The following is a 12,642-nucleotide window of genomic DNA, read 5'->3' as shown; positions in this document are numbered from 1 at the left end:
ATACTTTTGAGAGCATAAAAATGGATAAAGACTATTACAAAATAATGGGATTAAGCCAGGATGCAAGCGAGAAAGACATTAAATTGGCTTATCGAAGACTGGCTCGCAAATATCATCCGGATATCAGTAAAGAAACAAATGCTGAAGAACAATTTAAAGAAATGGGGGAAGCCTATGAGGTCTTAAAAGATCCAGTTAAACGCGCTGAATATGATCAATATCTGAAACATAAGGACGCCGGTGGCCGAGGACAGCAGCAATCTACTTGGCACACGGAACACTCTGGTCCCTATCAAAGCCAAGGTACGCAATTTAATGACGATTTGTTCGAATCCTTATTTGGTCATTCGCGTTACCAACAACAGCCTATGGCAGGACAAGATTATCAAGGTAAAATTAATATCAGTCTGGAAGAAGCGTTTCATGGAACAGTAAAAAGCATTCAGATTCCCGTGGGACAACGTGCGCAAACAACCATGCAAACATTAAAAGTTAAAGTCCCTGCAGGAGTTAAATCAGGCCAACAAATTCGTTTAGCAGGCCAAGGAGCCCCAGGATTTAATGGAGGCCCCCCTGGTGACATCTACCTTACTATACATGTAGATAAACACCCTGTTTTCGATGTGATGGACAATGATATTTACCTTACATTACCCGTTACTCCTTGGGAAGCCGCTTTAGGAACCACCGTGACAGTTCCTACATTGTCAGGAAAAATTGATTTAAAGATTCCTGCAAGCTCACAAGGTGGCCAAAAATTAAGATTGAAAAACCGAGGCTTACCTGGTGCAACTCCAGGCAATCAATATGTGCTTTTAAAAATTGTTACCCCGCCAGCAGCAACCGAAGCGGCTACAGATTTATATAAAAAAATGGCCGAAGTAATGCCTTTTAATCCACGTGACAAAATGGGAGTATAAACATGAGTCAAGATAGTATTTTAATCGGCATGCTAATTGAAGAATCGGAGACCATTACCTATACCGAAGTATGCCACAAATACAATATACCTGAAAAATTGTTGGTAGAAATGATGGAACATGGACTATTTTCCAACAAATCCACGCAAATTGAACAGTTAAAATTAAATCAGAAAGAACTGCGTCGCATTGAATCAGCTTTTCGCTTACATCGAGATTTAGGTATTAATTTACCTGGCGTAGTACTCGCCATTGAATTGTTAGAAAAAATAGAAAAACTGGACAATGAACTGCATATTTTGCGTAAAATTATTGATTAACCATAATAATGGGGCGATGAACCTTGGGTTAGAAGATTAATTTTCAAGCACCAAAGTAAGGCATACCATGAACTATGCAAGCATTGGGACATAGAAAAGGTCAACAACTGATTGAAAATACTTCCTACAGATATTGCCCCATATTGCAATAAGGTAATACAATGATTTAATGGATACTCTAAATGAATAAGCAAAACTTATGCGCCCCGTATTTATTATTTTGATTATTGCCTTAATTGTTTTACAACATAAGCTGTGGCTGGGCGATGGAAATTTAATTCAATGGATAAGCTTGGAAAAAAAGCTGGCTGAGCATGAACAGGAAAACAACAAATTAGTTGCCCGCAATAAAGCATTGGAAGCCGACATTAAAGAACTTAAAAGTGGTGAGCAAGCCTTAGAAGAACAAGCACGCCATGAGTTAGGGATGATAAAAGAAAACGAAGTTTATTATCAATTTGTTGATTAACCTCTACGCCATTACAAACTGCATCCTGCATGCCCAAGCCGCTCATCAAAAGAACCTTCTTGCACAACCGAATTAGATTTAAAGAAAAATGATCCCGAGCACAAAGATGGTTTAATGCGTTGACCTGCATTCTTACAAAATTGCTCATATTCTTCTTGAGCAAATGCGGTTAAGTCTTCTTTGGGAGGATTAAACTTGGAATTAATCATTGAATTAGATTTTACCGCCAAAGCAAGGGCAACCGCTAATATTGCAAATCCAGGACCTAAAGGCAAAAAGACAAACGAAGCAAAAATAAGCGGTGGGAAAAAAGCCTCAATTATCAGAGAACGAAAAAAATGCATGGTCTGCAAATCCACCATTCCTTTTTGATATTTCGCTTCCGCCTCTAATTGCTTGATTTCCAGAAAAAGTAATTTTTTTTCGTGAGCATCTAAATTTGGTTTTTGAAAAGCAACGATTTTCTTATTAAGCGCACAGCGGGAATTTTCAGAAGATAAATGGGCTTCATAGATTTTTAGATCATTTTTTACTGCATTATAAAGCACCGTAAGCGCAAAACAAAGAGCCGTGCCGCCAATACTAATCACCATTAATGCAGCACCTGTAATCGGCAAAAAGAGCGCCGTCATTAAAGCAAAAGCAATTACCAGAGCAATCGCATAAGCAATCTCAGTTTGTGCGCTTAATTTTTGGCATTCCCACGTGTTTTTGCACTGGGTTTGCGAGCGTTCTAAGGCAAGTAATCTTAGCGTGTATATTTGAATCCTTATCAGTTTATTTTTTTCATCTAATTGGGCATCCATTTGCACATGCTCAATCTCATCCGTTAAACGCCGAATATCCAAATCAAATTGCTCTACCTCTTTAAGGTATTGTGTTTTTTGCTCTACAAAACCCCAAATCGCCGCGCTCGCATCAAAAACTAAAAGTACCAAGGTTAACAGATCACCCCAGGCTCCCAATGCATTTTTGGCATTAAGCCAGAAAAAACAAGCCATATTGGCAGTGGCCCACAGTGAATCATTAAGCAAAGTAAACTTTCGCTGGTTCCACTGGGTAAGAAATCGTTCGCTCATGGGGGTTTGGCTTTCCTCTTTAGACATCCATGGTCCCTTAATTGTGTGTTTGAGCAATAAACCCAAATTCAGAGCAAAGCGAAAATAGTATAGGCCCCAGCTCATACACCCCATATAAGGATCCGGCGCACACGCTACTTTGGAAGCATTATCCACATTAAAAAAATCTGCCGGCAGCAAACCAATGACGGTATTTAACAGCCCGCCGCCCCAAACCCAGTACAATCGTTTCTCATTAAGTGCGCTCATCGCACCTATAATTACTTTGGTTTGACTACTGTCCACCCATTGAACTATATATTTAGACAGTACGTTTCCAAGGCTAAGCCACACATACTTAATGGGGTTGCCTCTTGTAAGATGAGCTTGCGCTGGTGATTTTTTCAATGCATCATGTTGCAAAGCATCGAGAAGTTGCTCGCATCGTTGTTTTTCACCGTCATATTGTGTTTCAGATAATAACAGCAGAGCCGCAATGTTCAAATTTCGTTGTAACTGGACTTTGTTTTCTGCAGTTAAATAAGGAAACAAGGCAGCATCAAAATTATTGATAATCTCAAGATAAAATCTTAATGACTTGTATTGATTAAGTAAAACAAGTAGTTCATCACATCGTTCTATATAATCAGCATATTTTCGCTGATTTTCTTTTTTTTGATGCAATAATTCATATTTAGTTTGGGCAAATAAAAGTACTTTGGTGATTTGCAGATCCCCAATCAATTGCTTTTTTCGCTCATCGCTCATGTAAGGAAGCATGAGTTCATAAGAAATCATGTCACCACTATAATCTTCAATAACTTTAAGAAAATCATTAAGTACGGGGGAAAAATCTCCGCCCTGTTTTGACTTATTATGAAGAAATAAAGCATTATCATCCAGCTCAAGCAATGTATCGCTACTTAACGTATCCAGATAAGATTGAAGAATTCCACTGCTTGTCGTCATAACACCATCTCTACATTTTGTTTTTTTTAAGCGCAGGATTATTTTACACTAAAAATGCTTAAATGTTATTTTTTATAGCATCTTATTAATTTTGTAAGCATTTACATTGTTTGTTGCTTTACCAGCTTGCCCTAAATTTCGTATATTTCATATTGTTTTTACTTTGTCTTCTGTTAAGATCGCGCTCATTAAATGTGCACTAACAAAGGAACGTAAATGCCAAAACAAGATTCTCAGCCGTCTCTATCGGTGCCTTATAAATTGCCGGGAAATACACCACTACACGATTTATATCTAGCGTTAGAAGGAAGGATCAGCGTTGAACAAGAGCTACTTAGAAAACAAGAATACTCTTCGCCTCTCGGATATGCCCCTATAGCCTGTCGACTTAAAATAATGCATCTTGATGAAAAACTTTATCAATTAAGACGTGTGCTTTTTATTAAAGAAAATATTCATGAGTACATTCATTTAGTAAAAAACAAAAGAGAAGCCGATGTTGATCTAAACGCATTGAAGGCTCAGGTATTTGATACCATCGATGCGTTGCTTGACTACAAAGTAACTTACTGGAATATAGATGACTCATTAAAAGAAGGTGGGGTATTTATCTCTGCTCCAAGCTTAAGAGAAGCCTTGAACATATCACGCACTCTTACTGCACTATTTAGATCCCCACAAACATTCTTTATGCCATTATGGGGCAAAACAAAATCATTAGAACATTTTGAGGCATCACTGAAAAATGAAGCTTTTGATTCTGAAGCCTATAAAAAGTATAAAGAAAGTATAACTCGTGATGAGACGAATCCTTTACAGGCATTACGTGATTATCAAAAACAGCTTTTAGCACCTATATTACCACCCGTCGTGACTCGCGAGCCTTACACGAAAAATGGCCCGGGCTAAATTGCCGGCGGTAAAGCTCAAAGGCGTCAAGTTAAGCCTTACTCCTACATTCCGCGGGAAGTAGAGATTTATCCTTAACGTGACACCTTTCCCACAGGCAAAAGAGGATTTTTGCTCAAACGGCTAATAAATCCAAATCATTTGGAGGCTGTTTATTCCAAAGACTCAGCACAAAACCCCCACCTCCAGACCCTGTAGGTTTGACGGCAATAGCGCCTTCAGCAGTTAAACGATTCATATGCTGTTGCAAGCCTTCACTTACCAAACCCCATTGCACGAAACAATCAGCTGCCTTATTAATCGCTTGCGCCAGGAACGACTCTGCATCTGCACCACCCTGCTCTAATGCTACTTTGGCCTCTTCCACAGACTCAACCATTTGCTCATCAAGTTTGCGGGCCAAGGCAGGATTTTTATCCCATAGACCTTGCACTTGCTGGATGCAATGAGAAGTAATACCAATTTGATTACACGAAGATAAAAAATACTTGGGTTGAACTATTTGTTTTAATGGAACGGTATACCCAGCTTTAAAATAAACGCCTCCATCAGCCGCAACACCGGCAACATCTAAACCACTGCTTTTGCCATGAAATAAATGCTCCAATTCTTTGGCAAACGCATTACATTGGCTTTCTTCTAACATTTGTTGTGTGCAAAACCAACGACTCATTGCCACGCAAAGAGCGGCAGAAGCGCCCATCCCCACACCAACGGGTATTGTGCTGTCTAAAAGAAAATGGCCACCTAATTGATTCAATGAGCGCCCCAGCAACTGCATGCCATGTTCTAATACGCTCCAAAACAATAATTGCATGTCTGCGCCACTACTACCCGTATAATCAGCTCCCAGCGAAGCGGATTTAGCAGAATAGCTTAAGGTTAATTTTTTTTCTTTAATAGGAAACACTAAAGCAGCATGCCCGCGCACAACAGCATGTTCACCGACTAAAATCCATTTACCATAAGTTGTTGTTTCAAAATCACAGAACGTCATAATTACCTACTAAATAATCACGTTTAAATTCACGTGCCATTTCAATTTGATCCGGACGATACAGCAAATGAATATTAGGTCCAGCATCCATGGTCACCAGAGGGCCATCACCTTTCTTATCCCAAAGCTGTTCCAAATCATTCAGCACGGCTAAGCTATTTTCAGTGATGTACGAAAAAGGTTGGGCGCAGGTATTAAACAATTGATGCATGTCTTGAAATTCACGCCAGCAGATTTGATAAGCCTTGCCCCAATCGTTCGCTTTAAATGCCGCCAATAATAAAGTTAAATGCTCTTCTGCTCTTTGGCTACGTGTGACATAAAGATCACTACTCTTAACCCGTTTATGAGCCTCACTTGACGAAACCTCTTTTTTCTCGGCGTCAATGACAACTACCTGGTGTACTAGCTCGGGGTAAGGTAAATCAATTGCCGTAACCTTATCCTCTTGCCACAACGCCCACGGCGAATAAAAAGAACGGCACGAAGAGCCAGAACCCAAACGACTTATGTATGCTTGCTCATCAACTGAAAGTATTTCTTTTTGCGTTAATTCAGCAAGTGCAAATACAGCACATCGTGTTAATGCGGCAAAACTTGATGCAGAACTCGCCATGCCACTACTATGAGGAAAATTATTGCACGACTGTACTAAGAATCCCCCATCATAAGCAAAGCGTTTTTTTATACGTGCCAAATGATTGAGAAATTTTGTTTTCCCCACCTCCGACAAAGCAAATTCAGGTACCCCTGGCGTCTTTAAGGGTTCCCATACATCGTCTTTTGAATTGATTTGCTCTAATTTAACCGTACTTAATAAGTTATTTAAGCTATAGGACAACGAGGAGTTATCTGGATTATTCGAACTCTCATCCTTTTTACCCATATATTTAATCAATGCAATATTAGCAGGAGCATGAGCAACCCAATGCATAATGTTTCTCCTTGGGAACAATGATCTAATAAGTCATTCCACAAAATTTTATGTATTTAAAACTGAAAAAGACAACCCATAATACTTATGGGTTGTCTTAAGCAATAGGAAACTAATTCCCATCCAAAATGTCTTATATTGTTTGTAATTTTGAATTAGCTAATTGCGCAGTAGGTGTGCCAGGATAAGCTCTTACCACTTGTTGCAGGTATTTCTTCGCCTCGGGTTTATTACCCATTGCATCATACGCATACCCCACCTTCAGCATACTTGCAGCTGATTTACTTGAGGTAGCAAATTGTTGCAATACCACATTAAAATGTTCTACCGCTTTTGCATAATCTTTCTTAACTAAATACAACTCACCTAACCAATATTGGGCATTCGCAGTGTAACCACCGCGAGGGTATTTTTGCACAAACAGATTCATCGAATTTAATGCATCATCATAACGTCTATTTTTTACTAATTCATAAGCAGCTAAATAACTGATTTGCTCATCAGCTGGATTTGTTCTGGAAACAGGAGCTGGCATAGGCATCGTTGCAGCAGTTGTGCTTCCATGGGGTTGCACTGCTGGTGCACTTGCTTTGGGCGCTGGTTCTTTAGTGGCCGCAGAGAGATCTATTGCTGGTTTATTTTGCACGGTGGCTTTTACGGAAGTATTTCCACTCAAACGCGTGTCTAAATCTTTATAAAAAGCAACTTGTTGTTGCTGTAATAATTTTAAATCATGTGCTTGAACTTCTAATTGACCACGAAGCTCTTGTATTTCTTGTTGCAAACCTTGAACTTTATCAATCAGCTTTGCATTATTTGCTACGCTATTATTGGAACTATTCGCTTGATCGTCTTTGGCAAGTGCAGGACCGTCGTCCCCTGGATAACCGTCTGTTGGGTAAGTATCATTTTGTGCACTTTCAAACTGTGGCTCATCATATCTGGAATCGACAACAGACGCTTCATGCGCCTGCCGTCCATCCATAATTGCAAAATTATCACTATCATCAACCACGGGTGCCTCTGACCAACCGACCAAAGGAAGTGTTAGCATAAAACCAGCAGCGATAATGTGTTTTTTGCAATTAATCATCTTGTTGCCTCATAAGTAAATTCCACACGTCGGTTTTGCAAGTGCGACGCTTCATCATGTCCTAAATTAATTGGACGCTCTTTTCCATAGCTCACAATACGGATTTGCTGTCTGCTTACACCCGCCATGCGTAAAATATCAGCGACCGTATTTGCACGACGCTCACCAAGAGCTACGTTATATTCACGACTACCACGCTCGTCAGTATGTCCTGCGACTAAAACACGCGCGCCAGCATGAGACTTCAGGTATTCAGCCTGTGCGTTAACAGATGGCAAGTATTTAGGGTTTAAATTACTGTCATCGTAAGAGAATAAATACAATTGATTGTGTGGTGCTTGAGTTGTATAGGACTCACCTGGCTCTTGACCAGAAAAATGAGTAAATTGTCCCAGACCTTGAGCAGAAGCTCCAGCATCACTTATACCAGCTCCATCAGCACTACCTGGCGCCTTAGAACAAGCAGCTACAAATAAAACACTCGCAGCAAGCAGACCTAATTTACAAAACGATCCGGCTTTCATCCTCAATCTCCTTTATTCTTTTTATTATTAACAATTAATAAAATCCCAATACTGGGCACTTGAGGGCACATTGTACAATTCTTTTTATTTTTTGGCTATAGAAGGTCTTGCTGATTCCTACTTTTACTAGCAGCACCCAAGGCGAAACGGCTAATTAATTAGTATTAAAATCAGCAGAATCAATTTAAGCTCCATCGCCAATATGCGATACCACAAAATCAGACATAATCGCCGTAAATTGACGCGTTGCTTTATTCGCTGCGACAACGCCACCATAAGGTGTCTCTGCTGGACAAGGAATTTGTTGGCTAATAATCTTCGACGCAATTACTTTATTATCAGCTACTTTTGTCAATACGACCTTGGCTGAAAACTCAATAACACTAGGCTTTTTAAGGAAATTCTGCTCGAGCGAAAGCAGTTGCGTATCTAATCGATAATCAGCACCCTGGCTATAAACACTAGACATCACTGCATAAAAAAAGCCAGTTCGTTGTAAACTTTGCACCATTAATGGGTAGAGCATATCGCCAGGAGGATTAGTCCACGCATTTTTTACAAAAGGTGCGCGTTGAAAAGGCTTATTAACATAAAGCATTTGTTCTGTTTGATAACCGGCAACGGCCTCAGGCGCCGTAACCCATAGAGCAATATGCCGAGGATGTTTCGCAAGCTGTTTACTGCTGTATTCCGTCAATTGATATTGATTGGTTACCGGGATTTTGACTGGTGAGCACGCAATAAGCGTTAAAGCACTCATACTGACACCAATACCCTTTAATATTCTCATCACTTATTCTCCTGGCCCAGGTTTCGGCGCAGCACTTCCGCGAATGACGACCGAAGGATTTTGGCGAATTTCACTGCTAACCTGTTCAAGGTTTGCCGAAATAGCATTTAATCGACGTAATAAAATTGCCGCTGGAGCAACCGTCTCTTGGGAAAGTTTCTCCAGTGTATTTTTTCCTGAACTCATAGTACTTGAGACACTGGTTCCAGCTTTACTTAAACTATCGGCCATTGTTTTAAATTTGGATATTCCTGTTTGTAATTCACGAATCATTTGTGGAAAATCATGACTGCTTTTAGCCAAATTAGCCAAAAATACATCAGCATTTTTGATACTGGTATCAATTTTTTTGCTATTGTGCGCAACCACCCCAGTCAACCGCTCCATATTGGCTAATATATGTCTTACGTGGCTTGCATTTTCTTCATTAAAAATATGTTGCGCCTGGACACTTACTTTACCAATACTTTCAGAAACCTCTTTTAAAAGACTATCTAATTGATTAAATAAAGAGGGGCGCGCAGGAATAACGGGATAAGGCTCTCCGGGTAATTTTTTTATGGGGGTCAGATCAGAAGAACCGGCAGTCAGGCCAATATAAGTCACGCCAGTGATTCCTTGAGAAATCAAAGTTGCCACAGTGCTCGTAGTAATAGGTGTTCCTGACTCAATACTTAATATAATCTCAACTTGTCTGGGATCATTTTTATTCAATTTTATTTCATGCACATAACCAACCTGCACCCCATTATACTTTACCGCGGCATCCTTACTTAATCCCGAAGCCGCTTCATGCAGGTAAACGGTATAGAAGTTATATGATTTTTTGTTAAAACCAACCGACAACCATAACATGGCAGATAAAAGCCCTACTATCAATATAAGTACGACTACACCAACAATGGTGTAATTGGTTTTCGCTTCCAAATAACTTATCTCCTACGTCTTAATTTCTGTTATACTTTATTAAAATAATCGGCAATTAGCTTATTTTTATTTTTCATTAATTCATGAATTGGTTCCACACTTAAAATTTTGCCATCGCCAACAAAAGCAACACGATCTGTAGTGCGCTTTAAAGACTCAATATCGTGACTCACCATCACAATGGTCAAGTTTAAAGAATTTCTTAAAAAAACAACTAAATCATCAAAAAGTCGTGCACTTCGTGGATCCAAACCGGTAGTCGGCTCATCGAGAAATAATAACTCCGGATCCATGGCTATTGCACGAGCTGCTGCTGCTCGTCGTTGCATTCCACCACTTAATTCGGAAGGCAATTTACCTGCGGCTTCTTGAGGTAACCCTACTAAGGCGATCTTTAATAAAGCCAATTCATGCATGAATTCAGGTTCTAAATTCGTGAATTCTTTCATCGGGAACATCACATTTTCCAGAACATTCATGGATGAAAATAATGCGCTATGTTGGAAAAGCATACCCCAACGCCGGCGCAGCAGAAAGGACTGCTGGGCATCTAGGCCGTTAATATCTTGACCAAATATTTTAATCCTGCCTGCTGTAGGTTTCAACAACATTAACAAACAGCGTAATATGGTGGTCTTACCACTACCCGAGCCACCAATAATGGCTAAAATTTCACCCTTATTAACCGTCAAATTAATATCTGAATGCACCCATTGACTGCCAAGATAATTCTTCATTCCGGTAATTTCGATAATGGGTTCGCTCATCTACAACTTCATCCAGCTATAAATTATTGAGTAAATCGCATCAGCAATAATAATCAGAAATAACGATTGCACCACACTTTTCGTCGTCTGGCTCCCAATATTTTTCTCCGTGCCTGCCTCAACTCTAAATCCCTGAAAGCACCCCACCAAAGCAATTAATAATGCAAATGCTGGCGCTTTATAAAGACCTAATTTAAATTGTGAAATACCTACAGAATCTCTTAATCGCTGCAAAAAATCAAGGAAACCAATTCCTAACATATTATTGGCCATAATCATCGAGCCTAAAATACTAAAAATATCAGCCCAAAAAATTAATAATGGAAAAGCAATCAATAACCCTAATACCTTAGGCAAAACCAAGAGTTCCGTGGGTGATAAGCCCATAGTTAAGAGTGCATCAATTTCTTCATTGACTTTCATGCTACCTAGTTGTGCCGTATAAGCTGAACTGGTTCGCCCGGCAACAATAATTGCGGTAATTAAGGGCGCAAATTCGCGAAAAATAGCCATACCCGATAAATAAGCAATAAAACTATTTGCACCATAAGTTGTTAATTGCAATCCCATTTGATAAGCCAACACCACGCCAATCAGAAATGAAAGTAATGCCAAGATGGGTAAAGCTTTTATTCCAGTAGCATCAATGTTTGACATAATGCTGGGCCATTGAAAACGACGCCAATTGCCAAAAGCATCAAAAAGCTTTGTTGCCAAATCACCAATTAAAATAATCAGGCCATCAACCTGAGCTAATTTAGTTTCAGATTCTTTACCTAATTTATAAAGAAAGTTCTCTTTGGGGGGGGACGGAATTTGATAGTCCAAGATTCCCTGTTTTTCTTGTATTAAATCTAAAAGCTGTTGTTGTATTTTGCTAAACCCCACCAGCGCAACTTCATTATCTCTTTGTTTTAGCGCATTAACACATTTAATTAAAGCCAAGGCTCCTGCACTATCAAGATGGCTGATCCCCTCGCCATTTACTTTGATTTTTTGCGTTTTAGGTAAGGTGCTCGCGGTAATTTTTTTTAACAAACTGCCAACATCCATAACAGACCACCGGCCTGTACAGTTAAATTGGGCAAGTTCCTCATCAAAAGTAATTTGCGGGCTATTTTTTACCATAGTCTTATGTCTTTAAAGAATTACCCCAAGAATAATACGAATGAAGCACAAAAGCTAATTAAGTTGTGGATAACAATAATATGAACTTCAAAAGAATAATGCACTCTTTCCTTTATTGGAAAGAGTGCCTTTGGCCGATTCCAGCCCAATCAATGATTAAGCTGCTGGTGCCGCAATTGCAGCCGTAACTGTAGCAGAAACTTCATCAACTACTTTCTTAGATTTAGTATCAACACTAAAGAAACCGCCTTTAACTAAGCAAGCGGCTGCGTAAAACACACCAAGTCCTGCAATACATAAAGCAATATTAATTAATATAGTTTTATTAATACCACGATGCTTATTGAGTTCCTGGATATCCTTACCGTCATTAAAAATGTGCGCACTAGTGTTTTTATAGTGATCTAAATCACCATCAGCAATGTATTTTTGCGATAAAGCAAATACATCAAAGTGAATCTGCCCTGCGGCCTTAGACGCGTTTTTATAATTCTCTTTATTTTTTCTCGAGGTGCTGTTATTACTTCGCTTAAGAAGATCTTTATGCAGTTCATCAATAGCTTTTAACTGTTTAAAAATAGGGGCAAGCTGTCGTCTTCTTTTTTCTTCTGCTAAATTTGGTTCTGGTGTTTCCCCTGCAGAATTCTCTGCTGCACCACGAGTGCCGTCTGGAATGTCTTTAGGCTCCGGAATAACTTTGACTTCCGTGCTTTCAGGAGTAGCTTTACCCTCTGTGCTCTCAGGAGTAGTTTTAACTTCTGTGCTCTCAGGAGTAGTTTTAACTTCTGTGCTCTCAGGAGTAGTTTTACTTCAGCACTCACAGGGATAGTTTTAACT

15 protein-coding genes are annotated in these 12,642 nt (G+C 39.5%); 4 read left to right on the top strand and 11 right to left on the bottom strand.

Annotated features, from left to right (window positions below; translation table 11 throughout):
• Positions 1-20 precede the first annotated feature (20 nt).
• From LDG_RS01125 to ftsB, 3 genes are all read left to right on the top strand, one after another.
• Positions 21-920, top strand: a complete 900-nt coding sequence (locus tag LDG_RS01125) for a DnaJ C-terminal domain-containing protein (RefSeq protein WP_006869235.1) — start codon at positions 21-23, stop codon at positions 918-920.
• A 2-nt stretch (positions 921-922) separates the two neighbouring features.
• A complete protein-coding gene (locus tag LDG_RS01120) occupies positions 923-1,240 on the top strand; it encodes a chaperone modulator CbpM (RefSeq protein WP_006869234.1) in 318 nt (105 codons plus the stop codon).
• 199 nt (positions 1,241-1,439) lie between these two features.
• Complete coding sequence (ftsB, locus tag LDG_RS01115; RefSeq protein ID WP_006869233.1) at positions 1,440-1,709, top strand: cell division protein FtsB; 270 nt, start codon at positions 1,440-1,442, stop codon at positions 1,707-1,709.
• 11 nt (positions 1,710-1,720) lie between these two features.
• Here the strand turns inward: ftsB and LDG_RS01110 are convergent, their stop codons facing one another.
• Positions 1,721-3,736, bottom strand: coding sequence for a hypothetical protein (locus tag LDG_RS01110; RefSeq protein ID WP_006869232.1), 2,016 nt, complete (start codon positions 3,734-3,736; stop codon positions 1,721-1,723).
• Between the two features lie 216 nt (positions 3,737-3,952).
• Here LDG_RS01110 and LDG_RS01105 point away from each other — a divergent pair, with 216 nt between their 5' ends.
• Positions 3,953-4,645, top strand: a complete 693-nt coding sequence (locus LDG_RS01105) for a hypothetical protein (RefSeq protein ID WP_006869231.1) — start codon at positions 3,953-3,955, stop codon at positions 4,643-4,645.
• A 115-nt stretch (positions 4,646-4,760) separates the two neighbouring features.
• Here LDG_RS01105 and LDG_RS01100 read toward each other — a convergent pair whose 3' ends face one another.
• The 10 genes from LDG_RS01100 to LDG_RS19970 form a co-directional block, all read right to left on the bottom strand.
• The gene (locus LDG_RS01100; protein ID WP_006869230.1) at positions 4,761-5,642 is read right to left on the bottom strand and encodes a mevalonate kinase family protein; all 882 of its coding nucleotides are present in this window, start codon (positions 5,640-5,642) and stop codon (positions 4,761-4,763) included.
• Entirely contained in the window at positions 5,629-6,576 is a 948-nt protein-coding gene (locus tag LDG_RS01095) for a diphosphomevalonate/mevalonate 3,5-bisphosphate decarboxylase family protein (protein WP_006869229.1), read from the bottom strand. The genes LDG_RS01100 and LDG_RS01095 overlap by 14 nt, the downstream gene beginning before the upstream one ends.
• A gap of 133 nt (positions 6,577-6,709) precedes the next feature.
• Positions 6,710-7,669 carry a tol-pal system protein YbgF gene (ybgF, locus tag LDG_RS01090; protein ID WP_006869228.1) on the bottom strand — a complete coding sequence of 320 codons (960 nt, stop codon included), beginning with the start codon at positions 7,667-7,669 and terminating at the stop codon, positions 6,710-6,712.
• The gene (gene pal, locus LDG_RS01085) at positions 7,666-8,193 is read right to left on the bottom strand and encodes a peptidoglycan-associated lipoprotein Pal (protein ID WP_006869227.1); all 528 of its coding nucleotides are present in this window, start codon (positions 8,191-8,193) and stop codon (positions 7,666-7,668) included. Before pal ends, ybgF begins: the two co-directional genes overlap by 4 nt.
• A 184-nt stretch (positions 8,194-8,377) precedes the next feature.
• A complete protein-coding gene (locus LDG_RS01080) occupies positions 8,378-8,983 on the bottom strand; it encodes an ABC-type transport auxiliary lipoprotein family protein (RefSeq protein ID WP_006869226.1) in 606 nt (201 codons plus the stop codon).
• A 3-nt stretch (positions 8,984-8,986) separates the two neighbouring features.
• Positions 8,987-9,910 carry an MlaD family protein gene (locus LDG_RS01075; RefSeq protein ID WP_006869225.1) on the bottom strand — a complete coding sequence of 308 codons (924 nt, stop codon included), beginning with the start codon at positions 9,908-9,910 and terminating at the stop codon, positions 8,987-8,989.
• A gap of 29 nt (positions 9,911-9,939) precedes the next feature.
• Positions 9,940-10,677, bottom strand: coding sequence for an ABC transporter ATP-binding protein (locus LDG_RS01070; RefSeq protein ID WP_006869224.1), 738 nt, complete (start codon positions 10,675-10,677; stop codon positions 9,940-9,942).
• On the bottom strand, positions 10,678-11,805 hold the full coding sequence (locus LDG_RS01065) for an MlaE family ABC transporter permease (RefSeq protein ID WP_006869223.1): 1,128 nt from the start codon (positions 11,803-11,805) through the stop codon (positions 10,678-10,680).
• A gap of 156 nt (positions 11,806-11,961) precedes the next feature.
• Positions 11,962-12,084 carry a hypothetical protein gene (locus LDG_RS20470; protein ID WP_006869222.1) on the bottom strand — a complete coding sequence of 41 codons (123 nt, stop codon included), beginning with the start codon at positions 12,082-12,084 and terminating at the stop codon, positions 11,962-11,964.
• 332 nt (positions 12,085-12,416) lie between these two features.
• A partial coding sequence (locus tag LDG_RS19970; protein WP_233491388.1) for a hypothetical protein occupies positions 12,417-12,642 on the bottom strand: 226 nt, incomplete at its 5' end.

Source organism: Legionella drancourtii LLAP12 (assembly GCF_000162755.2).
Taxonomy (GTDB): Bacteria; Pseudomonadota; Gammaproteobacteria; order Legionellales; family Legionellaceae; genus Legionella; species Legionella drancourtii.
This window is presented reverse-complemented; position numbering and strand designations above follow the sequence as displayed.